Origin of the sequence: Plantibacter sp. 2H11-2, assembly GCF_050031945.1 — a bacterium.
Taxonomy (GTDB): domain Bacteria; phylum Actinomycetota; class Actinomycetes; order Actinomycetales; family Microbacteriaceae; genus Plantibacter; species Plantibacter auratus.
This window is the reverse complement of record NZ_JBNBBL010000016.1, coordinates 1-24,281: the sequence shown is the minus strand read 5'-3', so window position 1 is coordinate 24,281 and position 24,281 is coordinate 1. Positions and strand designations below refer to the sequence as shown.

General features: G+C 71.2%; 19 protein-coding genes. 12 read left to right on the top strand and 7 right to left on the bottom strand.

What is annotated here, in order from left to right; genetic code table 11:
• Positions 1-241: 241 nt before the first annotated feature.
• The 5 genes from hutU to ACQG07_RS19090 are packed head-to-tail and all read left to right on the top strand — an operon-like array spanning position 242 to position 6,420.
• Positions 242-1,912 (top strand): urocanate hydratase, encoded by a 1,671-nt coding sequence (gene hutU, locus ACQG07_RS19110; RefSeq protein ID WP_426739142.1) that lies wholly within the window; start codon positions 242-244, stop codon positions 1,910-1,912.
• Positions 1,909-3,126, top strand: coding sequence for an allantoate amidohydrolase (locus ACQG07_RS19105; RefSeq protein WP_426739141.1), 1,218 nt, complete (start codon positions 1,909-1,911; stop codon positions 3,124-3,126). The genes hutU and ACQG07_RS19105 overlap by 4 nt, the downstream gene beginning before the upstream one ends.
• Entirely contained in the window at positions 3,123-4,592 is a 1,470-nt protein-coding gene (locus tag ACQG07_RS19100; protein WP_426739140.1) for a formimidoylglutamate deiminase, read from the top strand. Before ACQG07_RS19105 ends, ACQG07_RS19100 begins: the two co-directional genes overlap by 4 nt.
• The gene (hutI, locus tag ACQG07_RS19095; protein ID WP_426739139.1) at positions 4,589-5,782 is read left to right on the top strand and encodes an imidazolonepropionase; all 1,194 of its coding nucleotides are present in this window, start codon (positions 4,589-4,591) and stop codon (positions 5,780-5,782) included. Before ACQG07_RS19100 ends, hutI begins: the two co-directional genes overlap by 4 nt.
• On the top strand, positions 5,779-6,420 hold the full coding sequence (locus ACQG07_RS19090; RefSeq protein ID WP_426739138.1) for a HutD/Ves family protein: 642 nt from the start codon (positions 5,779-5,781) through the stop codon (positions 6,418-6,420). The genes hutI and ACQG07_RS19090 overlap by 4 nt, the downstream gene beginning before the upstream one ends.
• A 301-nt stretch (positions 6,421-6,721) precedes the next feature.
• Here the strand turns inward: ACQG07_RS19090 and ACQG07_RS19085 are convergent, their stop codons facing one another.
• From ACQG07_RS19085 to ACQG07_RS19065, 5 genes are all read right to left on the bottom strand, one after another.
• Entirely contained in the window at positions 6,722-8,296 is a 1,575-nt protein-coding gene (locus tag ACQG07_RS19085) for an ABC transporter substrate-binding protein (protein WP_426739137.1), read from the bottom strand.
• A complete protein-coding gene (locus tag ACQG07_RS19080) occupies positions 8,293-9,507 on the bottom strand; it encodes an FAD-dependent oxidoreductase (protein ID WP_426739136.1) in 1,215 nt (404 codons plus the stop codon). Before ACQG07_RS19080 ends, ACQG07_RS19085 begins: the two co-directional genes overlap by 4 nt.
• The gene (locus tag ACQG07_RS19075; RefSeq protein WP_426739135.1) at positions 9,504-10,796 is read right to left on the bottom strand and encodes an NAD(P)/FAD-dependent oxidoreductase; all 1,293 of its coding nucleotides are present in this window, start codon (positions 10,794-10,796) and stop codon (positions 9,504-9,506) included. Before ACQG07_RS19075 ends, ACQG07_RS19080 begins: the two co-directional genes overlap by 4 nt.
• A gap of 172 nt (positions 10,797-10,968) precedes the next feature.
• Positions 10,969-12,324: an NADP-specific glutamate dehydrogenase gene (gdhA, locus tag ACQG07_RS19070; RefSeq protein ID WP_274500190.1), complete on the bottom strand. Its 1,356-nt coding sequence runs from the start codon at positions 12,322-12,324 to the stop codon at positions 10,969-10,971.
• A gap of 188 nt (positions 12,325-12,512) precedes the next feature.
• Positions 12,513-13,802: an MFS transporter gene (locus ACQG07_RS19065; RefSeq protein ID WP_426739134.1), complete on the bottom strand. Its 1,290-nt coding sequence runs from the start codon at positions 13,800-13,802 to the stop codon at positions 12,513-12,515.
• Between the two features lie 93 nt (positions 13,803-13,895).
• Between ACQG07_RS19065 and ACQG07_RS19060 the strand changes: the two genes are divergently transcribed.
• Positions 13,896-14,564 carry a GntR family transcriptional regulator gene (locus ACQG07_RS19060; RefSeq protein WP_426739133.1) on the top strand — a complete coding sequence of 223 codons (669 nt, stop codon included), beginning with the start codon at positions 13,896-13,898 and terminating at the stop codon, positions 14,562-14,564.
• Positions 14,565-14,684: 120 nt separating this feature from the next.
• Here the strand turns inward: ACQG07_RS19060 and pheA are convergent, their stop codons facing one another.
• Positions 14,685-15,647: a prephenate dehydratase gene (gene pheA / locus ACQG07_RS19055; protein WP_086475276.1), complete on the bottom strand. Its 963-nt coding sequence runs from the start codon at positions 15,645-15,647 to the stop codon at positions 14,685-14,687.
• Positions 15,648-15,936: 289 nt separating this feature from the next.
• Between pheA and ACQG07_RS19050 the strand changes: the two genes are divergently transcribed.
• From ACQG07_RS19050 to pgm, 4 genes are all read left to right on the top strand, one after another.
• Positions 15,937-17,514, top strand: coding sequence for an alpha/beta hydrolase (locus ACQG07_RS19050; RefSeq protein WP_426739132.1), 1,578 nt, complete (start codon positions 15,937-15,939; stop codon positions 17,512-17,514).
• A gap of 125 nt (positions 17,515-17,639) precedes the next feature.
• Positions 17,640-17,882 (top strand): ribbon-helix-helix protein, CopG family, encoded by a 243-nt coding sequence (locus tag ACQG07_RS19045; RefSeq protein ID WP_192006260.1) that lies wholly within the window; start codon positions 17,640-17,642, stop codon positions 17,880-17,882.
• A 2-nt stretch (positions 17,883-17,884) separates the two neighbouring features.
• Positions 17,885-18,325 (top strand): type II toxin-antitoxin system VapC family toxin, encoded by a 441-nt coding sequence (locus ACQG07_RS19040; RefSeq protein ID WP_236555280.1) that lies wholly within the window; start codon positions 17,885-17,887, stop codon positions 18,323-18,325.
• Positions 18,326-18,353: 28 nt separating this feature from the next.
• Positions 18,354-19,973, top strand: coding sequence for a phosphoglucomutase (alpha-D-glucose-1,6-bisphosphate-dependent) (gene pgm / locus ACQG07_RS19035; protein WP_079706448.1), 1,620 nt, complete (start codon positions 18,354-18,356; stop codon positions 19,971-19,973).
• Between the two features lie 156 nt (positions 19,974-20,129).
• On the opposite strand, the gene ACQG07_RS19030 is transcribed toward pgm, so the two are convergent.
• Entirely contained in the window at positions 20,130-20,981 is an 852-nt protein-coding gene (locus ACQG07_RS19030; protein ID WP_229939707.1) for a M15 family metallopeptidase, read from the bottom strand.
• 81 nt (positions 20,982-21,062) lie between these two features.
• Here ACQG07_RS19030 and ACQG07_RS19025 point away from each other — a divergent pair, with 81 nt between their 5' ends.
• Positions 21,063-22,157, top strand: coding sequence for an alpha/beta hydrolase (locus tag ACQG07_RS19025; protein WP_426739131.1), 1,095 nt, complete (start codon positions 21,063-21,065; stop codon positions 22,155-22,157).
• 109 nt (positions 22,158-22,266) lie between these two features.
• On the top strand, positions 22,267-24,063 hold the full coding sequence (locus tag ACQG07_RS19020) for an MDR family MFS transporter (protein WP_426739130.1): 1,797 nt from the start codon (positions 22,267-22,269) through the stop codon (positions 24,061-24,063).
• Positions 24,064-24,281: the final 218 nt, after the last annotated feature.

Sequence of the window (24,281 nt, the reverse complement as noted above, 5' to 3'; positions counted from 1 at the left end):
CCGCCCCCACCGAGAACTACACGGCTTAATTGTCGTCGGCAGCGTCAGATGTGTATAAGAGACAGCCGGAGGGGCGCGCTCACGTCGATGACCCGCAGTGACGCCGATGCGTGCATGGTGGCGTCAGCGCACCGCGCTGACGGACGAACAGCGACCCGAAACACCCGGATGTCTGGCGGACCAGACAGCCACAGCCCGGTCGCTCTCGCCGCGCGGGCCCCGGGAGGAGTGGACTGATCACATGACCGACATGCCGACCACCACCCGGACCATCCGTGCCGCTCGCGGCACCACCCTCACCGCCAAGAGCTGGCAGACCGAGGGCCCGCTCCGGATGCTCATGAACAACCTCGACCCCGAGGTCGCCGAGCACCCCGAGGACCTCGTCGTCTACGGCGGCACCGGGAAGGCCGCGCGCAACTGGGAGGCGTACGACGCGATCGTCCGCACGCTCGAAGGACTGGAGGCCGACGAGACCCTGCTCGTGCAGTCCGGCAAGCCCGTCGGCGTCTTCCGCACGCACGAGTGGGCACCGCGCGTGCTCATCGCGAACTCCAACCTCGTCGGCGACTGGGCGACGTGGCCCGAGTTCCGCAAGCTCGAGGCCGAGGGTCTCACCATGTACGGGCAGATGACCGCCGGCTCGTGGATCTACATCGGCACGCAGGGCATCCTCCAGGGCACCTACGAGACCTTCGCCGCCATCGCCGACAAGCGGTTCGGTGGCACCCTCGCCGGGACGCTGACCCTCACCGGCGGCGCCGGCGGCATGGGCGGGGCACAGCCGCTCGCCGTGACGCTCAACGAGGGCGTCGTGCTCATCGTCGACGTCGACCCGAGCCGACTGGAGCGACGCGTCGAGCACCGCTACCTCGACGAGATGACGGACGACCTCGACGACGCCGTCGAACGCGTGCTCGCCGCCAAGGCCGAACGGCGCCCGCTGTCTGTCGGTCTCGTCGGCAACGCCGCGACCGTCTTCCCCGAACTGCTGCGGCGCGGTGTCGCCATCGACATCGTCACCGACCAGACGAGCGCTCACGACCCGCTCGCCTACCTGCCCGAGGACACGGCGCTCGCCGACTGGCAGACCGAGGCGGCGGCCGACCCGGTCGACTTCACACGTCGCTCGCGACTCGCCATGGCGAAGCAGGTGCAGGCGATGGTCGACTTCCAGGACGCAGGCGCCGAGGTCTTCGACTACGGCAACTCCATCCGCGCCGAAGCGAAACTCGGCGGTTGCGAGCGAGCCTTCGACTTCCCCGGCTTCGTCCCGGCGTACATCCGGCCGCTCTTCGCCGAGGGCAAGGGCCCGTTCCGCTGGGCGGCCCTCTCCGGCGACCCGGCGGACATCGCCGCGACCGACCGCGCCATCCTCGAACTGTTCCCCGAGGACGAGAAGCTGCGCCGCTGGATCACCTCGGCCGGCGAGAAGATCGCCTTCGAGGGGCTGCCCGCCCGCATCTGCTGGCTCGGCTACCAGGAGCGCCACCTCGCCGGCCTGAAGTTCAACGAGATGGTCGCCTCGGGTGAGCTGAGCGCGCCCGTGGTCATCGGCCGCGACCACCTCGACTCCGGTTGCGTCGCCTCGCCGTACCGCGAGACGGAGGCCATGGCCGACGGCTCCGACGCGATCGCCGACTGGCCGCTGCTCAACGCCCTGCTCAACACGGCGTCCGGCGCGACCTGGGTGTCGATCCACCACGGCGGCGGGGTCGGCATCGGCCGGTCCATCCACGCCGGTCAGGTGATCGTCGCCGACGGGACGCCGCTCGCCGCCGAGAAGATCGCGCGCGTGCTCGTCAACGACCCGGGCACCGGCGTCATGCGTCACGTCGACGCCGGCTATGAGCGGGCGGCCGAGGTCGCCCGCGAACGCGGCCTGCGGGTGCCGATGTGGGAGGGCGAGTGACCGACGGCCTGATCGCCCACGGTCGGCTCGCCGGGCTCGACGAGATCACCGGCGTCGGCGTCGATCCGGCACGCGGCGGGTACTCCCGGCACGTCTGGACGGCGGCCGAGTTCGAGCTGCGCGAGTGGTTCACCGCTCGCGCCGCCCGACTCGGGCTCGACGTCGAGACGGACCGGAACGGCAACCTGTGGGCGTGGTGGGGCGAGCCTGGGCCCGACGCGGTCGTCACCGGCAGCCACCTCGACTCCGTCCCGGGCGGCGGCGCCTTCGACGGGCCGCTCGGCGTCGTCTCAGCGCTGGACGCCGTCGCGCGTCTGCAGGCCACCGGGTTCCAGCCGTCGCGTCCCGTCGCCGTCGTGGTGTTCGCCGAGGAGGAGGGGTCCCGGTTCGGGGTCGCCTGCCTCGGATCCCGGCTCCTGTCCGGTGCGATCACCGCGGACGCCGCCCGAGCGCTGACGGACGCCGACGGGATCACCGTGGCGGAGGCCGCAGCGGCCGCCGGGCTCGCTCCCGAGCACCTCGGCCGCGACAACGAGGCGCTCGGCCGCATCGGGCTCTTCATCGAGTTGCACGTGGAACAGGGTCGCGGCCTCATCGACCTCGGCTCGCCCACCGCCGTCGCCTCGTCGATCCTCGCCCACGGCCGCTGGCGACTCCGCGTGAGCGGTCAGGGGAACCACGCCGGCGCGACCGGCATGCGCGAGCGCCGCGATCCCGTGGTCGCCGCAGCACGGGCCGTCATCGCGGTCGAGCAGGCCGCCCTCGCGACGGATGACGCCCGCGCCACCGTCGGCCGCCTGAGCATCGTGCCGGGCGGCACCAACGTCATCGCCTCCGAGGTCGACGCCTGGGTGGACGCGCGCGCGGCCACCGATGCCGGCACGCGCGCCCTCGTCGCGGACATCGAGAGCCGGGTGCAAGAGGCCGTCGCCGGTTCCGGCTGTACAGCTGAGCTGGTCGAGGAGTCGTGGTCGGGCGTCGTCGAGTTCGACCCCGAGCTCGCCGCGCGGCTGGCGGGCACGCTCGGCGGGGTCCCCCTGCTGCCGACGGGTGCCGGTCACGACGCCGGTGTCCTGAACGGAGCCGTGCCGACGGCGATGGTCTTCGTGCGGAACCCGACGGGCGTCTCGCACTCGCCGGAGGAGTTCGCCGAGGCGGACGACTGCGTCGCCGGTGTCGAGGCGCTCGAGACCCTGCTCCGGAGCGTCCTGTGACGGTCGCGAGCGTCGACCCCGGCGCAGCGGACGTCCGGCCTCCCATCTGGGCCGCGACCGCGATCATCGACGGTCGCCCGACCGACCGCGTACGCTTCACGGCCGACGACTCCGGACGGATCACCGCCGTCGAGCGGGGCGTCGGGCCGCAGACGGGCGACCGACGCCTCGGAACGGTCATCCCGGGCATGGGGAACGCCCACTCCCACGCGTTCCACCGCCTCCTGCGGGGGCGCACCCACGCCGACGGCGGTGACTTCTGGCAGTGGCGCGAGGCGATGTACGCGGCGGCCGCCAGCCTCGACCCGGACCACTACGGCCGGGTCGCTCGCGCCGTGTTCGGCGAGATGCTCGTCTGCGGCTGGACGGCGGTCGGCGAGTTCCACTACGTGCACCACCAGGCCGACGGCACCCCGTACCCGACCGCCCACGCGATGGAACTGGCGGTCGCCGAAGCCGCCGCCGCCGTCGGCATCCGGCTCACCCTCCTCGACACGGCCTACCTCGCGAGTGGCCTCGGGCCCGCCGGGGGTCCCGCCGCTCCGCTGCTCACCGAACAGCTCGGGTTCGGCGACGGCGACGCGTCCGGCTGGCTCGCCCGCTGGCATCGACTGCGCGACGCGCTCTCCGGCTCGGTCGGCGCCACCGGGCTCGTCACGCTCGGTGCCGCGCTGCACTCCGTGCGCGCCGTGCCCGTCGACGCCATGCGCACGATCCTCGCCGGCCTGCCCGACGACGTCCCGCTGCACGTCCACCTGTCGGAGCAACCGCAGGAGAACGTCGACACGCTCGCGAAGACGGGCAGGACGCCGACGGGCGTGCTCGCCGCGCTCGGTGCGCTCGCCCCACGCATCAGCCTCGTCCACGCGACGCACCTGACCGACGCGGACGTCACGGCGATCGGGCGGTCCGGCGCGACCGTCGTGATGTGCCCGACGACCGAGGCCGACCTCGGCGACGGCATCGGACCGGCCCGCCGCCTCGCGGACGCGGGTGCGCGGATCGCCGTCGGCTCCGACCAGAACGCAGTGGTCGACCCGCTGCTCGAACTGCGTGGACTCGAAGCCGGTGAGCGGCTCGCCTCCGGCAGACGCGGCCGGTTCTCGCCCGCCGAGCTCCTCGCGGCGGGCACCGACAACGGGTACCGTTCGCTCGGACTCGGGCGGCACACGCTGGATGTCGGCGACCCGCTCGACCTCGTCGAGGTGTCGACGTCGAGTCTGCGCACCACCGGCGCCGACCCGGCACAACTCGCCCTCGTCGCGACCGCGTCCGACGTCGAGCGGGTCGTCGTCGGCGGGCAGCTCGTGGCGGAGGGCGGCCGGCTGCTCGCGACGTCACGGGAGTCGACGCCGGAACAGCTCCTCGCGGTGGCCCTCGCCGAGCTGGCAGCATCGACGGAGACGCCCCGGACAGCCACCTCGTCCCCGACACCTGATCACCACTCGCAGGAGATGCAGCCATGACCAGCGAACTCATCACCGGCATCGCCGAGCTCACGACCAACGCGGGCTCCGGGCCGGGCGACGTCGACGGCAACCGGATCACCGATGCGGCGCTCGTCATCGAAGACGGCCGGATCGCGTGGCTCGGCGCAGCGGTCGACGCGCCCGACGCCGACGCGCGGACCGACGTGGGCGGGCGCGCCGTGCTCCCGGGTTGGGTCGACACGCACACCCATCTCGTGTTCGCGGGCGACCGCTCGGCGGAGTTCGAGGCGCGCATGGCCGGCGGCCGGTATGCGGCGGGCGGGATCGCGACCACCGTGGCGGCCACCCGGGCGGCTTCCGAGGAGCAGCTCGTCACGGGTGCGCGGCGGTTGCGGGCGGAGGCGCTCGCGCAGGGGACGACGTTCCTCGAGGCGAAGACCGGCTACGCGCTCGACGTGGAGGGCGAGGCGCGATCCGCTCGGGCGGCGATCGAGGTCGCCGACGTCGTCACCTTCCTCGGAGCCCATCTCGTGCCGGCCGGTGTCGACCGCCGCGACTACCTCGACCTCGTGACCGGGCCGATGCTCGCGGCGGTGGCTCCGTTCGCGTCCTACATCGACGCGTTCTGCGAGGTCGGCGCCTTCGACGTCGAGGAGTCGCGCGAGGTGCTGCTCGCCGGTCGCGCCGCTGGCTTGGGTGTCCGGGTGCACGGGAACCAGCTCGGCGAGAGCGGCGGGGTGCGCCTCGCGGTCGAGTTGGAGGCGGCGAGTGTCGACCACTGCAACCACCTCTCTCACGCCGACGTCGACCTCCTGGCGGGTTCGTCGACGGTCGCCACCCTGCTGCCCGCCTGCGACCTGTCCACGCGCGAACCGTTCCCGCCGGCGCGCGCGCTCATCGACGCCGGTGCTTCGATCGCGCTCGCGACCAATTGCAACCCGGGCACCTCGTACACGACGTCGATGGCGTACTGCGTGGCGACCGCCGTGCTGCAGATGCGGCTGACGATCGCCGAGGCGGTGTGGGCGGCGACGCGAGGGGCCGCGGTGGCGGTCGGCCGCGAGCACGGTGTCGACGCCGTCGGATCGCTTCGCGTGGGTGGTCTCGCGGACCTGCAGGTGCTCGACGCGCCCTCGGTCTCGCACCTCGCCTACCGGCCCGGTGTGCCGTTGACGGTCGGCGTCCGGCAGCGCGGCGAGCGCGTCACGACCGGTGAGCGGCGATGAGCGGCGAGGCTGACGAGCGTGCCGTCGTGTGGTTGCCCGCGTCCGGGCATCGGAGCTACCGGTGGCGGAACGGGCTGGGGACGGCGGCGGAGATCGCGGCGGAACCGGCCGAGGCTGGAAACGGCGGTGACGGGACCGCGACCAGGGACGGGCGCGGGGACGCGCCGACCGGGCCGGGTTGGACGCTGAGCATCGCGACGGTCGACGCGGACGTCGTCTTCTCGTCGTTCCCGGGTGTCGACCGACAACTGATGGCGTTGTCGGCGGGCGGACTCGGACTCGTGATCGACGGCGAGCCGGTCGAGTTGGACCGGTGGCAGGTCGCCGCCTTCGACGGGGCCTCAGCGGTGTCGTCGCGGGGCGTGGTCGGGCCGACGCTCGATCTCAACCTGATGGTGTCGCGGGACCGGTTCCGTGGATCGCTCGAGGTCGGCGTCGTCGACGGGTCGAGGCTCGTCACCACGCCGCCGGGAGCCACCACATTCGTCGTGTTCCTCGATGGGCTGCTGTCGGCGACGGGGCCAGGTCTCGGCCCTGGTGCCCTCCGACGGCACGACACCTTCCGACTCGAGGCCGGCACCCTGTCCCTGACCGGCGACGCCACGATCGCGCTCGCCCAGGTCCTCCCCCACTTGTGATGGATGCCAGCGCGGTGCGCTGACGCGAGCGCGCCCCGCAGCCGCGAGCGCGGGTCTCCAGAGGGGTGCGCTCACCTCCCAGACCCGCGCCCACGCCGATTCGGCAGGTCTCGCGCCAGCGCACCGCGCTGACCTGAGACCTCCCCACCGGGTGCCGGCGCGGTGCGCCCGCGTGAATGACGCACACCCGGCGTGAGCGCTCCCCGCGCACGCGAGCGCGGGTCTCCGGAGGGGCGCGCTCACGTCACAGACCCGCGCTCACGCCAGCGCACCGCGCTGGCGCACACCCCGGCGGCGACGGCTACTTCGTGCGGTCGAGGACCGCGAAGCGGAAGGTGTAGGTGGCGTCGAGCGTGTCCTCGAGGCCCGTCACGTTCTTCTGGGCGAGGACGGTCTCGGTGCCCTGGAGCAGCGGGATGATCGGAGCAGCGGTCGCGGTCAGCGCCTGGATCTGCTCGATCGCCGCGATGCGCGCCGCCGGGTCGGTCGCCGTCGCCTCGGTGTCGATGAGCGCGTCGACGGCCGGGTCGGAGTACCCGTTGGCGACGGACGCGCCGGTCGTCGAGTACGCCGATCGCAGGAAGTTGTCGGGGTCCGGGTAGTCCGGGAAGAACCCCAGCTGGTACGCCGGGTAACCCGACTCCGGGTTCAGCTCCTTCACGTAGCTCGTCCACTCCGTCGACTGCAGGTCGACGGTGAACAGGCCGGACGTCTCCAGCTGCGACTTGATGAGCGCGTACTCCTGGTCGGAGTCGGGGCCGTAGTGGTCGCTCGTGTACTGGATCGGCAGGGCGACCGGAGTGCTGACGCCCGCGGCCGCGAGGATCGCCGCGGCCTTCGCCGGGTCCGGCGCGTCACCGTACGCGGTCTGGAACGCGGGCGTCGCACCCGTCTGCCCGTCGAGGACGACCGAGTAGGCCGGCGCGTAGGTGCCCTTGTAGACCTGATCGGCGATCTCCTCACGATCGACGAGCGACGCGACCGCCTGCCGGATGGCGAGCTTCTGCGCGTCGTTCGCGCCCGGCTGGGTGTTCAGGTTGAACGTGAGGAACCGCACCGAACCGCCCGGCCCCTCGACGACCTGCAGGTCGGAGTCGCTCCGGAGGTCGGCGACGTCCGTCGCGGTCAGTGAGCGGTAGGCGATGTCGACGTCGCCCTTCTCCAGGTCGAGACGCAGGTTCGACGCCGTCGTGTACGGCTTGAGCACGACGTGCTGCGTCTTCGCGCGCGTCCCGGAGTAGCGCGAGTTCGCCTCGAGGGAGAGCAGTCCGCCCGCCTGGTAGCTGTCGACGGCGTAGGGGCCGGAGCCGATCACGTCGTCGTCGCTCAGCAGCTTGTCCGCCGGGAAGACCTCTTCGTCGACGATCGGCCCGGCCATGCTCGTGAGCACGTAGGGCCAGGTCTGGTCGTTCGGCACTGTGAGGTGGAAGACGACCTGGTTGTCGTCACCCTCCTCGACGCTGTCGAGGTTCGCGAGCAGCGGCGACGGACCGTTGTCGGCGGCGATCTCACGGACGCGGGTGAAGGAGTAGACGACGTCCTCGGCCGTGAGCGCGTGGCCGTTGGAGAAGGTCAGCCCCTCCTTGACCGTGCAGACGTAGGTGGTCTCGTCGGTGAAGTCGCACGATTCCGCCGCGTCGGGGGCGGGGACGACGTCGCCCTCGTCGTAGCTGAGGAGGTGCTGGTAGATCTGGTTCTGCGGCGTGAATGAGCCGCGATCCCAGGCACCGGCCGGGTCGAGCGAGACGATCTGATCGGTCGTGCCGATGACGAGCGCGGTGGTCGTGGTGGTCCCGCCCTGGGCCGTGCAACCGGTGAGGGCGGCGACGACACCGAGGCCGATGGCGACCGTGGCGAATCTGGCGGATCGGTTCATGGAGCGGTTCCTTCGGGTGACTGCGGGGGTGCTGATGCTGATGGCGCGACGGGGACCGCGTGGGCGGCGAGCGCGAACCTCGGGTGCGGTTCGGCTCCGTCGACGAGCTCGGCGATGAGGCGTCCCAGCACCGGGCCGAACTTGAACCCGTGACCGGAGAATCCCGTCGTGACGATGATGCTGTCGATCCGGTCGATCACGAAATCCTCGCTGGGGCTCAGATCGTAGAGGCAGCTGATGGTATGGGGTGCGGACGCGTCGACGCCGGGCACCCATTCGGCGACGTAGGCGGTGAGCCGCGCGAGTTCCACGGGTTCGGCGAGGCCGTCGCGTTCGTCGGGGTGGACGTGGACGGCACCGCCGTGCAGCCCGACCTTGACCCCCTCGCCCGGGGTCAGCAGGCCGTACACGCTCGACCCCTCAGTGGGGTAGTGGACGAAACTCGGCCAGGCGTCGGCGGCCAGCTCGCTCGGGAAGTGGGCAGGCTGGACCTGCGTCACGACGATCTCGGGCAGCGGGCGACCGACGCTGCGAGCGAGGTCGCCGACGAGGTCGGGCGTCCAGGAGCCGGCCGCGACGACCACGTGGTCCGCGACGACGTCGCCCAGCTCGGTGCGGACGACGGCGCCGGCGGCACCCGCGGTCGGATCGTTCGACTCAGTCGGATCGACGCCCGTCACCCGCACGCCGAAGCGCAGGGTCGCTCCGGCCACCTCGGCGAGGTCGAGCAGGGCTTCGATCGCCTCGGCGGAGTACAGTCGCCCGCCGGTCGCGTGGTGGAGGACCTCGCGGTCGAACCGCAGTCCGGGCCAGCGGTCGCTCGCCTGCTCCGGGGTGAGGCGCTCCGACGCGATCCCGCCTCGGGTCATCGCCGCCTCGATCGCCGAGAGCATCTCGGGTCGGCCGTGGTCGAGCGCGCCGGTGAGGTCGAGCAGCGTCCGTCCGCTCGCCGATTCGAGCTGCCGCCAGGCCGCGAGCGCCTCCGACGTCAGGGCGACGTAGTCGTCGGCGTCGTAGCCCTGACGGAAGATGCGGGTCGCGCCATGTGAGGAGCCGTGCTCGTGACCGCGCGGGTACCGCTCGAGGAGCAGCACGTCCCGGCCCTGCTCGGCCAGTGAGCGCGCAGCCGCCGCACCGACGATCCCGGCACCGATGACCACGACCTCGGCGCGCGCCGGCAGCGCGTCCGCTGCCGGACCCGGCGCGGTCATCGGCCCGACTCCGCAGGCAGGCGCGACTCCGTGGTCTCGCGGGTCGCTGCGGTGGCGCGCGCGTCGACCGCACGACGAGCCGGCATCGCGGCGGCCACGGCGGCCTCGTCGGCGAACGGACGGGACGGGAATCGACCGGGCGCGTACCGCGACGCGTCGACGAAGGGGCTCTCACCCGTGACCATCAGTTCGGCGAGCATCCGGCCGAGTCCGGGGCCGTGCGTGACGCCGGACTCGTTGTCGCCGGCCACGACGTACAGCCCGTCGAGCTCCGGCAAGGGGCCCGCGATGAAGCGGCGGTCCGCGGTGTACGACACGATCCCCTGCACGGCTTCGGCGTCGTCGACGACGGGCGCGGCGGCCGGGATGAGCTCGGAGATGATCGGCGACAGGTGCTCCCGCATCGCCTCGACGAGGTCGGGGCGGTCCGGGCGACGGTCCGCCGGGCTGTCATGCACCGCGAGCGCCTCGTAGCCCACGCCGTTGCCATAGGTGAGACCGCCGAGGTGTTCCCGGATCCACAGTCCGTCGAGTTCCGGGATCATGAGGGTCGGCACCTCGCCGAGGCCGAACGGGGCGGTGGTCAGGCGGCTCGCGATCACGCGTGCGAACGGCAGCACGCGGTCCGTGGCGGCGAGGAGTCCGTTCGTCCAGGACCCTGCGGCGAGGACGACCTCGTCGCCGAGGACGCGCTCGCCGGTGGCGGTCAGCACGCCGACGGCTCGGCCGCCCTCGGCGAGGAGATCGACGACGGGCGTGTGCTCGACGATCTCGACGCCCTCGGCCCGGGCGAGCGCCGCGAGCGCGAGTCCGGCGTCGGGCGCGCTGATCTGGATGCCGTCGGGATGGATGAACGCCCCGACGATGGCCTCAGGGTCGAGACCTGGAACGAGCTCAGCGGTCTCGACGGCGGTGAGCAGGCGGGCGTCCTCGGGTCGGAGCGGGTGCTCGGCGAACGGCAGCAGGTGATCGAGCACGGCCTGCTCGGTGAGCGCGAGCCACACGTTGCCCGTGTTCCGCAGCCCGATGTCGTATCCGGCCGCGTCGAGCCCGCGGTAGAAGTCGAGGCCCGCCTGCTCGAGGGCGAGTTCCGACTCGTCCCAGTACCAGGCGTAGCCCGCCGCCCACAGGCCGACGAAGCCCGCTCCCGCCGCGGTCGTCGCTCCGGCGGCGGTGCCCGACTCGAGGACCGTCACCCGTCGCCCGGCGCGGGCGAGGTGGACGGCGGTCGCCAAGCCGAAGAGGCCGGCACCGACGATGACGGTGGTTGCGGGGCGGGGGTCGGTCACCCTTCGAGGCTAGTCACTCGCCGTCCAGGAGCCGACCACCCCGTCGCAATCCGACACTCGCCGTGTCCTTCGCCGGCGGATTCCGCGTCCCCGACTCAGGAGGTGCGCGGCGCGGCGGGCCCGTCAGCGGTCGACGCGTCGGAGCACTCCTGAGTCGGGGACAAGGGCGGGACTAGATGACGCCCTGGGCGAGCATCGCGTCCGCGACCTTCACGAACGCGGCGGTGTTCGCCCCGACGACGTAGTCACCCGGCCGGCCGTAGCGCTCGGCGGCCTCGTAGGCGGCGCGGTGCACGCCGTGCATGATGCCGCGCAATTTCACCTCGCTGTCGTCGAAGGACCACCGCTGCCTGGCAGCGTTCTGGCTCATCTCGAGCGCCGAGGTCGCCACGCCACCGGCGTTCGCCGCCTTCCCCGGGCCGAAGAGGACGCCGGCCTGCTGGAACACCCGCACCGCCTCGGGCGTCGACGGCATGTTCGCGCCCTCCGCGACCGCGATGACGCCGTGCTTCACGAGGGCGATCGCGTCGCGTTCATGAAGCTCGTTCTGCGTCGCACTCGGCAGCGCGATCTCCCCCGGGACGTCCCAGACGCTGCCGCCGGCGACGAAGTGGGCTCCCTGACGGCGGGCGGCGTACTCGGAGATCCGGCCGCGCTCGACCTCCTTGATCTGCTTGAGGAGCTCGAGGTCGATGCCGGCGTCGTCGACCACGTATCCGGAGGAGTCCGATGCGGTGACGGCGGTCCCGCCGAGCTGGTGGACCTTCTCGATCGCGTAGGTCGCGACGTTCCCGGAGCCCGACACGATGACGCGCTTGCCGTCGACCCCACGGCCGTCGACCGCGAGCATCTCATCCACGAAGAACACCGTCCCGTACCCGGTCGCCTCGGTGCGCACCTCGGCGCCGCCCCAGCCGACGCCCTTGCCGGTGAACATGCCCGACTCGTGACGGTTGGTGATCTTGCGGTACTGGCCGAAGAGGAAGCCGATCTCGCGCGCGCCGACGCCGATGTCGCCGGCAGGGACGTCGGTGTGCTCGCCGAGGTGGCGGTAGAGCTCGTTCATGAAGCTCTGGCAGAAGCGCATGATCTCGGCGTCCGATCGCCCGTGCGGGTCGAAGTCGCTCCCGCCCTTCGCACCGCCGATGCCCTGCGCGGTGAGGGCGTTCTTGAAGATCTGCTCGAACCCGAGGAACTTCACGATCGACAGGTTCACGCTCGGGTGGAAGCGCAACCCGCCCTTGTACGGGCCGAGCGCCGAGTTGAACTGGACGCGGAATCCGCGGTTCACCTGCACCCGGTTGCGGTCGTCGGTCCACGGCACACGGAAGACGACCTGCCGCTCGGGTTCGACGAGACGTTCGAGGATGCCCGCCTCGAGGTACTCGGGGTGTTCATCGAGCGCCGGGCGGATGGACTCGAGGACTTCGAGGAGCGCCTGGTGGAACTCGGGTTCGCCCGCGTTGCGCCGCAGGGCGGCCTCCGCGACGGCGTGGACGGGGTCGGTGGACGTGGTGGTGCCGGTCACTGTGGTGCTTTCTGATCGGCCGACCAGGCGTCTCCGGCTGTCGCTCGACGGTGGTCGGAGGCAGTGGAGCGCGACTCGCCGGCGGGGAGGTACACGGGCCGTCGTGGGGCCTCGGCAAGCCTGGCAGCCGCGATAGATATCCGTCAAACGTCGACTAGACGAGCCGGCCGGACCAGTGGGACGACGACCTAGAGGTGGTCGTGCTCCGCGGCCTCGCTCGGGATGATCGGGATCGCGAGGGCCGGGAGCACCGCGACCGCGAGGAAGGCGAGCGGATAGCCGACCAAGCCGATGAGCGCACCGACCGCCGGACCGACGACCGACGCGGCGATGAACTGGCCGGTGTTCTGCGCTCCCAGCGCCCGCCCGGCCCAGGCGGGGCCGGCCATCTCGGCGACCGAGGTGAAGGCCAGCCCGTTGTCGGCGACCGTCACGGCACTGGCGACGACGAGCGCGACGGCGACAGCCATGGGCCACTGCAGCAGCCCGACGCCGGCGAGGAGCAACATGACGACGACCGCCGACACCGCCACCCAGCGCAGCGGTCGCACCCGGCTGCCGACCCGGTCGCTCAACACCCCGACGCCGATCCGACCGATCGCTCCGACGAACTGCGCGACACCGACGAGCACGCCCGCCGCGAGCGCGTTCCAGCCCTGATCGGTGACGAGCCAGACGAGCGCGAAGGTCGTGAGCGTGAACTGCGGCACCACGAGCAGGATCGACACCGCGTGGATGCGCCAGAGGAAGCCGTCGCCTCGGTAGGGGTTGCGTGGTCGCGCGGCCACGGGGTTCGGCGTCGTCTCCGTCGAGACCGGCTTCGGCACGACGGTCCGTGGCGGATTCCGGAGTCCGATGGTGCAGGCCACAGCGAGGACACCCGTCGCGACGAGCGAGATCAGGAGGGCGGCGGAGATGCCCGACGCCGCCGCCACGGACGGCACCGTCACCGCGGCCGCCGTGACGCCGAGCGGCTGTGACATCTGGCGGATCCCCATCGCGAGGCCGCGGCGGTCCTTCGGGAACCAGCCGACGACGATCCGGCCGCTCGCCGAGTTCGTGCTCGCGGAGGCGGCACCACCGAGGAGGAGCAGGATGCCGAGTGGACCGTAGCCGAGCGAGGGGATGAGGCTGTCCGCGGCGATCGCCCCGGCAGCGGCCAACGCGGTGAGGGCGAGGCCGCCAGCGATGACGATGCGCTCGCCGACACGGTCGGCCAGCCAGCCCCAGGCGATGAGCGTCAGCACCATGCCGAGCGTGGGGGCAGCGGCCAGGACGCCGGCCTCGGCGAGCGACATGCCCCGCTCGGCGTGCAGGAGCGGGATGAGGAACGCCGGGGTGCTGACGAAGAGCGTGCCGGCGGTCTGCGCGGCGACACCGAGCCCGAGGACGGTCCAGGCCCGACCGGCGTTCGGCATCGGTGGGCGCGCGCCGCGAGCGGTCGCCGGGGCCACGGGGGCTGGTGTCGTTCCGGTCATCGTGCCGCCTCCTGCGCTGGGCGTCTCCCACTGCTAGCATGACGGTACACCATTTTGGTATACCAATCGCCACCGGCCGGATCGGGAACACGGATGAGCACTCCGACGCAGACCACGCAGCTGTACGAGCGCCTCCGCGGGGCGATCCTGACCCTCGACCTCGCGCCCGGGCAGCCGCTCACCGAGCGGGGGCTCGAGCAACGCTTCGCGGCGTCACGGACGCCCGTGCGCGCAGCACTCACCCGGCTCGAGGCCGAGGGACTGGCGCGTCGCGACGGCCGCGGCTGGATCGTCGCCCCCATCGACCTCGAGGAGATCGGCCTCATCGCCGAGGTCCGTGAGGCGCTCGAGACCGCCGGCGTCCGGCTCGCCGCCGAACGCGCGACCGAAGCGCAGCTCGCCGCGATCCGCACCCTGCTCGACGAACCCCGCCCCGACGACGAGCACACGGTGCTCCGCGTCGGCGGCGACTTCCACGAGGAGCTCGCGGCGCTGTCCGCGAACCACCTGCTCGCCGAAGGGGTGCACGGCGCGATGGTCCGGCTCGCCCGCACCCGCTGGCTCGAGGTACGGACGCCCGAGGCCCGAGAGCAGGCCGCCACGGAGCACCGCGCCATCCTCGACGCGGTCGCGGCGCGCGACCCCGAGGGCGCGGCGGACCTCGTCGCGCGCCACATCCGCGGGACGAACGAGCGGCTCATCGCCTCGCTCACCGCCGACCAGCGGCGCCTTCGCGGTCACGGTGTCGACATCGTCAGCTGAAGCACCGTTGACGCGCGGTCGGCGTCCACAACTCCTGCACCCGGCCGCGAATCCCGCTGACACCCCGTCCCCGAGCTCGGACACGGACCGACAGCAGGAGTTACGCGCGAACGTGACAGCTCAGTCGTCGAGCGGCTCCGCCGAGAGCAGCCCGCGCAACCAGTCGCGGGCCTCGATGAACACCTCGTCGTTGTACCGGGAGTGGTAGTCGACGGCGGTGCGATCGGCGCTCGGGTACGAGCCCAGGAAGATCACATTCGGGCTGAAGCGTCGGAGCCCCAGCAGGGCGTCGGCCATCCGCTCGTCCTCGATGTGTCCGAGGGCGTCGATCACGAAGCGGTACCGGCCGAGCGCGTCGCCGATGGGCCGCGACTCGATGAGGCTCAGGTTCACGCCTCGCGTGGAGAACTGCTCGAGCATGCCGAGCAGCGAGCCGGACTCGTCGTTCGGCAGCTCGACGATGAGGCTCGTCTTGTCGGCGCCCGTCCTGGCCGGGATCTCCCGTGAGCGACTGACGACGACGAAGCGGGTCACGGCGTTCGGGTTGTCGCCGATGTTCTCCGCGAGGACGTCGAGGTCGTAGTGGTTCACGATGCCGGGCGGGGCGACCGCGGCGTCGGCGGTGGAGGTGCCGTCGAGGAGCGAGGCCGCGGCGGCGACGTTGCTCGACGCCGGGATGTGCCCGTGCGAGGGCAGCTTCGCGTCGAGCCAGAGGTGGCACTGCCCGTAGGCGACGGGGTGCGCGTTCACGACCGAGACGTCCTCGAGGCGGGTTCCGGGGCGGGCGACGAGCACGAAGTTCACCGGCACGAGCACTTCGCCGACGATGCGGAGACCGGGCATCGTGGCGAGTGCATCCTGCGCCACGGACACCCCTCCGTCGACCGAGTTCTCGATGGCGATGACCGCGGCCGTGCTGCGGCCCTCGAGGACGTCGCCGAGCGCCTCGCCGACGTTCGACACGGGCTTCCAGATCTGGCCCCTGGCCTCCTCGACCTGGCCGAGCGCCACCTCGGTGAAGGTCCCGCTCGGACCGAGGAAACTGTAGCTCCGGAGGGCGTCGTCGGCGGGTGCGGCTGGCATGCCTCCGAGCGTACCGTGTGGTTCGCGACACGCCCTTGGACGACCGTTGACTCCCATCCAGGTCACATTCGGGTGATTTCCAGGAAGATCGGGTCATTTCGGCCCCGATACCCCCCGTTTTGAGCTATTCAAATCACGCCACTACCCGCCACAATGGATACAAGGGTGTATTGAGCGCTGCCGCTCGTCTCGGGAAGCGAGTTCACGGCCGTTCGTCTCCCCGATCTCGATGCGTGATCCATGTCGCGCGAGGCTCCACCCGACGGGCTGAGACAGGAACAGGAGTGACGTGACGAGTGTCTTCACCGACGCCGCCCCGCGGTCCACTCCCCGACTGAACCTGGCGAGCGGCAGCGAGGCCGCGTTCAGCCTCGGCTCCTCCTGGAGCCTCCCGTCATTGTCGCTGCCGACCTGGGTGCACCGGCCGATCTCGGCGGCCCGCGCGACCCTCGTCAAGTCGCTCGTCATGACCGTCGCGATCGCCGCGATCCTGGCCGGCGTGGTCACGGTGACGCAGACCTCGACCGCCGGTGCGTCCGCGATCTCCGCCGCCGACTTCGCACCGGCGGCCTCCTCCGTCCCGACGATGACGGCCGCCGCCTTCACCACCGCCTACGCCGGGGATCTCGCCGCGGCGGCGACGACCCTCACGACGATGTCCTCATCGCAGGTCGCGCAGCTGTGGACCGAGCTCGCTCCTGGATACCGCGCACTGCTCATCACCGGTTACCCGGCGGTCATCGGCAACCTCGAGGGTGTCGCCTACACGGACCGGGCGACGGCCAACGTCTCCCGGCTCGCCGGCCTCCTCGCCGACACCGAGGCGAGCTACCGCTCGCTGACGGTGAGCAGCGACCAGGTCGACGGGCAGGCGGACTCGGCGGCCCTCGCCACGACCCTGTCGCGCCTGGACGCGATCAAGCTGCTCGCCGACCGGTACGCACCGGACGCGATCGCCGCCCGCCTCCAGCCCGAGTACCTGATCACGTTGCAGGCGGGCGGCTCCGGACCCCCGCGGGTCGCGGTCGCCGTCGGAGACGTGGACACCGCCGCCTACGTCACGGTGCTCGTCCCCGGGATGAACAGCAGCGCCCTCGAACTCGACGACTACCTGCGCGGGGCGAAGCGCATCCAGACCGCTGCAGCCGACAGTGCGGTCATCCTCTGGATCGGCGGACACAGCCCGAGCGCACTCGAGGTGCCGTCGAACGACCGCGCCATCGAGGGGGCTCCCCTGCTCGCCGGGGTGCTCGCCGGATACGACGCCGTCCGTTCCGCTCACGGCGTCGTCTCCCGGTTGAGCGTCGTGGCGCACTCCTACGGCACGGCGACGGCCTCGCTCGCGTTGGCGTCCGGCGACTATCACGTCGACGACTTCGTCATGCTCGGTTCGGCCGGCATCCCGACGGAGATCGGGATCGACGATCTGCACGTCCCGGCCGGCCGCGTGTACGCCTCCCAAGCGAGCGCCGACACCCTCGCCGGTCTCGGCCAGCTCCTGTCCGGTCGAGCCGACCCCGCGACGAGCTCCTGGGGCGCGACCACCTTCGGCTCGGACGGGCTGACGCTCGGCGACGGCGACCACCTCGGCGCCGTCGACGGACACAACGCGGTCGGGTCGAGCAACGCCGACGACCGGGGCAAGTACCTCGGGCCGGCCACCGAGAGCCTCTACGCCATCCAGCGCATCGTCACGGGTCAGGCCTACGCGGTCGCCGACCTGACGACGCCCGGGTCGTCCCACCAGCGCACCTCCGTGCCGGACGCCGCGGGCGCCGGCGCGGGTGCATCCACGACGAGCGCCTCCACGACCGCCTCCGCCTCGACCGCCTCCGCCTCGGCCGCGGCGCTCCTCGCCACGCGCTAGTCGACGGCCATCCACAGGCACCCTGAGCAGCGACCTCTCCGCAGATGTGTGTCGGCCCGGCCCTGCGCCGAGGGAACCGGGTAGCGTCGTTGACATACCGACATACGCCTTCATAGGCTCGGCTCATGCGAACGACCATCCGACTCGCCGACGAGTTCTACGAGGCCGTCCGCGAGCACGCCTCGCAGGAGGGGAAGACCGTTACCGCCTACATCGAAGAGGCCCTGCGCGCGAAGCTGGCCGCAGCGGCCGCACCGCCCGAGCGGGAGCCCTACAAGGTCGTGCCGTACGGCCAGGGAGGACCCCGCCCAGGAATCGACCTCACGAACAACGCGCAACTCGAGGACATCATGGACGGTTTCGAGTGAAGGTGGTCGACACCAACGTCCTCATCGGCGCGTTCCGACCCGATTCACAACACCACCGCACGCTCGCAACCTGGTTGGAAGATGCCGTCCGATCGAGAGAGCCCCTGGGCGTCAGCGAAGCCGTACTCGCGGGGTACATCCGGATCGTGACCCAGCGTCGGATCTTCGTCGACCCCACTCCGATCTCCGTCGCGCTCGAGCAGATGCAGCGACTCCGCGACGAGCCCGGCGTTCAGGTTGTCCGCCCTGGCCCGTCGTTCTGGACGGTCTTCACCTCGCTCTGTGCAGCGGTCGAGGCCCAAGGCAACCTCGTCTCGGACGCGGCCCACGCCGCACTCGCGATCGAACACCGGGCCACCTTCGTCACGCTCGATCGCGACTTCGCGCGCTTCCCCGACCTCCGCTGGGAATCGCCACTCGCCACGGGTCAAGCGCCTTCCTGACATCGGTCGTTCCTGCCAGACTGGTGCGATGAACGATCGCGCAGGTACCCCCGCCACCGAAGCAGATCTGATCGACGTCCCGTCGCTCATCGACGCGTACTACACGCTGAAGCCGGACGTCTCGATCCCCGAGCAGCGGGTGGTGTTCGGCACCTCCGGCCACCGCGGCTCCTCGCTGAACACCGCGTTCAACCAGGACCACATCGCCGCCACCACGCAGGCGATCGTCGAGTACCGCGCGAGCCAGGGGATCACCGGGCCGCTCTTCATCGGCTCCGACACCCACGCGCTCAGCGGGCCGGCGCAGACGACGGCCCTCGAGGTCCTGGTCGCCAACGGTGTGCGCGTTCTGGTCGACGAGTTCGACGACTTCGTTCCGACCCCGGCGCTCAGCCACGCGATCCTCAAGTACAACGCCGAGGGCAACGGCGACCAGGCGGACGGCATCGTCGTCACGCCCAGCCACAACCCGCCGGCCGACGGCGGCTTCAAGTACAACCCCCCGCACGGCGGACCTGCCGACTCCGACGCGACCTCCTGGATCGCGAACCGCGCCAACGAGCTCATCGCCGGTGGGCTGCACGACGTCAAGATGGCGGAGCCGTCTGCCGTCGAGACGTACGACTTCCGCGGCAACTACGTCGACGACCTGAAGCACATCATCAACCTCGACGCCATCAAGCGCAGCGGGATCCGCATCGGTGCCGACCCCCTCGGCGGTGCGAGCGTCCACTACTGGCAGGCGATCGCCGACCGCTACGAGATCGACCTCACCGTCGTGAACCCGCACGTCGACCCGGCCTGGGCGTTCATGACGCTCGACTGGGACGGCAAGATCCGCATGGACCCGTCGTCGCCCTCCGCCATGGCGGCGCTCGTCGCACGACGCGACGAGTTCGACCTCCTCACCGGCAATGACGCCGACGCGGACCGCCACGGCATCGTCACGCCCGACGCCGGGCTCATGAACCCCAACCACTACCTCGCCGTCGCGATCGACTACCTCTACGCGAACCGGCCGGGTTGGCGCGAGGACGCAGCCGTGGGCAAGACCCTCGTGTCGTCGTCGGTCGTCGACCGCGTGGCCGAGTCCCTCGGACGCCGCCTCTGGGAGGTCCCGGTCGGCTTCAAGTGGTTCGTTCCCGGTCTCGTCGACGGCTCGGTCGGCTTCGGTGGCGAGGAGAGCGCCGGCGCGAGCTTCCTCCGCTTCGACGGCTCGGTGTGGACCACCGACAAGGACGGCATCCTCCTCTGCCTGCTCGCCGCCGAGATCCTCGCCGTGACGGGCAAGACCCCTTCGGTGCTCTACCGGGAGCTGACCGAGCGCTTCGGCGACCCCGTGTACGAGCGCGTCGACGCCGCCGCCTCGAAGGAACAGAAGGCGCGGCTCGGCAAGCTCGACGGCGACGCCATCACGGCGACCGAGCTCGCCGGCGACCCGATCGTCGCGAAGCTCAGTCACGCGCCGGGCAACGACGCGGCCATCGGCGGCGTCAAGGTCGTGACCGAGCACGCGTGGTTCGCCGCGCGTCCGTCCGGCACCGAGGACGTCTACAAGATCTACGCCGAGTCGTTCAAGGGCGCGGAGCACCTCAAGCTCGTCCAGGCGGAGGCGAAGCAGATCGTCGACGCCGCCCTCGGCGCCTAGGCAGCCGACGCCTCGACGGGCTCGGTGAGCGGACACACGCTCGCCGAGCCCGTCGCCTGCATCCGGGCCTGTCGCCTGCATCCGGGCCTGTCGAGGGACGTGCCGACCCCCGGTCCCTGAGCCCGCTCCGCCCCGGTCCCTGAGCCTGTCGAAGGGCTAGTTCAGGTACCCGGGAGCCGCCGGGAGCCCGAAGAACTCCTCGAGCGTCGTCACGCCCGTGTTGTGCATCTCGGTCGCGAGCGGCACGCCGATGTAGCGGTAGTGCCATGGCTCGAACGAGAAGCCGGTGACGTCGACCTTGTCGGCCGGGTACCGCAGGAGGAATCCGAAGCGGTAGGCGTTCGCGGCGAGCCACTGACCCTCCGCCGTGTCGCCGAAGCAGGTGTTGAGCGAGCAGTTACCGCTCTCGGCACCGATGTCCATCGTCCAGCCGGTCTGGTGCTCGCTGTAGCCGGGGCGTGCGGTCGTCGAGTCGTCGGGTTCACTGTTGTACACCGACACCTGGCTCGAGTAGCTGCGGTACGCGCTGTTCGAAGCGAGCGACAGGCCGGCCTCTGCCGAGGCGGTGTCGAACAGCTGCACGATCGCGGCGGCGGCCTCGGCACGCAACAGCGGGTCCCAGGTGTGGGCGACAGGGACGGACACGAGGTCCGGTGGCGTGTAGTCGACCGGGTTCAGCGGCCGGGTCTTGTTGACGACCACCCACGGGCTCAGCGGGTCGTCGATCGAGTAGGCGGCCTTGTCGAACGCCGGCGGGGCTGGGGGCGCGACCGGCACCGTCTCCGTCGGCGTCGGCGTGGGGGTCGGCGTCGGGGTGACGGACGGGGTCGCGCTCGGTGTCTTCGTGGCGGCGGCCGGGGTGGGCGTGGCGCCGCCGGCGATGTTGACGACGAGCACCACGAGCAGGATCGCGAGCGCGGCGGCCAGGACGCTCAACGCGATCACGCGGTTGCGTCGGACGCGCCGCGAAACCGGGCGTCGATGGGAGGGCTGGTGGGCTGCGGTCACACGTCGAGCCTAACCGCGACACGGCGCATGCGCCTCTGCCACACTGTCGACAGGCTTGCACACCGGACGAGGGGCCCGACCATGACCGCAGGGACGCCAGCACACCACGCGCCGACGCACCGGAAGCGCCCGCGGTTCCGTCGGCTCCTGACCGCGGCCGCCGTCGTGGTCGGTCTCGGCCTCGTCGTCGCGGTCATCGCGGCCATCACCCCGTGGCCGTCCGCGCTCCTCATCCGCTCGGTGTTCGAACGCGGCGGTGCTGCGACGGTCGCCGAGATGGAGCCGTACGTCCCCGACACGAAGCTCACGGAGTTCCGCGACATCGCGTACGCCGCACCGAGCGGCGGCCGACCGCAGGTGGACACCACCCTCGACGTCTTCACCCCAGCGGACGGCACCGAACCGCTGACCACGATCGTCTGGATCCACGGCGGCGCCTGGATCTCCGGCGAGAAGGGCAACGTCGAGCCCTACCTCCGCATCCTCACAGCAGCGGGGTACACGACGATCGCGGTCAACTACACGATCGCTCCCGAGGCCGTCTATCCGACGGCCGTGAACCAACTCAACGACGCCCTCGCGTACATCTCGGAGCACGCCGCCGAGTGGAACGGGAACCCGGACCGCCTCGTGCTCGCGGGCGACTCGGCGGGATCGCAGCTCGCCAGCCAGCTCGCCGTCCTCACGACCAACCCCGACTACGCGACGCTGTCGGGCATGACCCCTGGTATCGACGCCGACCAGCTCGTCGGGACGATCCTCAACTGCGGGGTCTACGACCTGCCGGCGATGGCCGAGCTCGACGGCATCGGCGCCTGGGGCCTCCAGACCGCCCTCTGGGCCTACGCGGGTACGAAGGACTGGTCGGAGACGTCGACCGGCGCGCTCATGTCGACGATCGACTTCGTCACCGCCGACTTCCCGCCGACCTTCATCACCGGCGGGAACGGCGACGCGCTCACCTGGTTGCAGTCGGTCCCGATGAGCAGCGCCCTCGAGGACGCCGGCGTCGACGTCACGAAGCTGTTCTGGGCCGCGGACCACGAGCCGGCACTCCCCCACGAGTACCAGTTCCACCTCGACCTCGACGACGCCCACGTGGCACTCACGGCCACCCTGGACTACCTCGCGGCGCTCGACGCGAACCTCGACGCAGCGCCGACCACCACGCCCTGACCGAAGCGGTTGCCGCGGAACTTGCGCCGGGTGTAAGTTTGCACACTACGCAAAATCCCCAACGTCGGTGCGCCTGCAAACCGGCGCGCCCAGAGTCGAACGAGACCGCATGTCATCCAGTTCCCCCGCCTCGACCGAGCCGTCGGGATCCGCCCCCGTCCTCAGTCACCGGCAGATCCTCTTCATCATCTTCGGCCTCATGGCCGGGATGTTCCTCTCCGCACTCGACCAGACCATCGTCGGCACCTCGATGCGCACGATCGCCGACGACCTCGACGGCATGGCCCTCCAGGCGTGGGTCACCACCGCGTACCTGATCACCTCGACCGTCTCGACGCCGATCTACGGCAAGCTGTCCGACATCTTCGGCCGCCGCCCGCTGTTCATCATCGCGATCTCGATCTTCCTCATCGGCTCGCTCCTCGCCGGCATGTCCGGTTCGATGTACGAGCTGGCGATCTTCCGTGCCATCCAGGGCCTCGGCGCCGGTGGCCTCATGGCCCTGCCGCTGACGATCATGGGCGACGTGCTGGCTCCGCGCGAGCGCGCCAAGTACCAGGGGTACTTCCTCGCGGTCTTCGGCGTCTCGAGCGTCATCGGCCCGCTCATCGGCGGCCTGTTCGCCGGTGCCCCCGAGCTGCTGTTCATCACCGGCTGGCGCTGGGTGTTCCTCATCAACCTGCCGATCGGCGTCATCGCACTCGCGATCGTCCTCCGCTTCCTGCACATCCCGCACACGCGCCACAGTGTCCGCATCGACTGGTGGGGCGCAGCAACGGTCGTCCTCGCCGTCGTGCCCCTGCTGCTCGTCGCCGAGCAGGGCCGCATCTGGGGCTGGGCCTCGGCCGGGTCCATCGCCTGCTACGCCATCGGGGTCGCCGGCGTCATCGGGTTCATTCTCGTCGAACGGGCCATGGGCGACGATGCGCTCATCCCGTTGAAGCTGTTCAAGAACTCGACCTTCCGGGTCGCCACCATCCTCGGCGTGCTCGTCGGGTTCGGCATGTTCGGCGCGATGATGACGGTGCCGCTGTTCCTGCAGCTCGTCGAGGGCGCGACGCCGACCGAGTCCGGCCTGCTGATGCTGCCGATGATCCTCGGCCTCATGATCTCGTCGATCGCGAGCGGCCAGATCATCGCCCGGACCGGCAAGTACAAGGCGTTCCCGATCGTCGGCACCTTCCTGCTCCTGAGCGGCTTCTTCTACTTCAGCTTCGCGACGGCCGACAAGCCGGTCTGGTGGATGATGGGCGGCATGCTGCTCGTCGGTCTCGGACTCGGCCAGCTGATGCAGACGCTGACGATCGCCAGCCAGAACGCCGTCGAGGCACGCGACATCGGGGTGGCGACGAGCTCGTCGACCTTCTTCCGTCAGATCGGTGGAACGCTGGGCACGGCCGTGATCTTCTCCGTGCTCTACACGCGGATCCCGACGACCATCGCGGCGGCGTTCGCCGACCCGACGCTCAGCGAGCGGGTCCGGGCTGCGGCGCAGGACCCGGCCGTGCTGTCGGACCCGGCGAACGAGGGCATCCTCAAGGTGCTGCAGCGGGCGCAGGAGAACAGCGGCTCGGCCGGTTCCGCGCTCGACGGCGACACCTCGTTCCTCGTCGGTGCGAACCACGACCTGGCCGCGCCGTTCCTCACGGGGTTCGCGGATGCGACCGTGACCGTGTTCTGGGTGAGCTTCGCGGTGGTCGCCGTCGCGTTCGTGCTGAGCTGGTTCCTCAAGGCGCCGCCGCTGCGGGCGAAGTCCGCGCTGCAGGAGCGCACCGACGCCCAGGCTGCGGAGGACGCCGAGGACGAGTTGTCGCTCGCCGCCCAGCGTGCCGCCGAGCTGGCGGGGTCGCAGCTGTCACCCGACACCGCGAGCAACCGTGTCGTCAATCCGTCCACCCGCCGCTGACCGTCGTTCGTCGGCTTGCCAGCGCACCGCGCTGACGTGAGCGCGGGGTGACCGCCGCCAGCGCACCGCGCTGAAGGGGTCATCCGGGTGTCAGCGCGGTGCGCTGACGTGACCGCTGTCGAATCGGCGTCACCGCGACCCCAGCGCGTGAGCGCGCCCCTCCGGAGCTGTCTCTTATACACATCTGACGCTGCCGACGACAATTAAGCCGTGTAGGT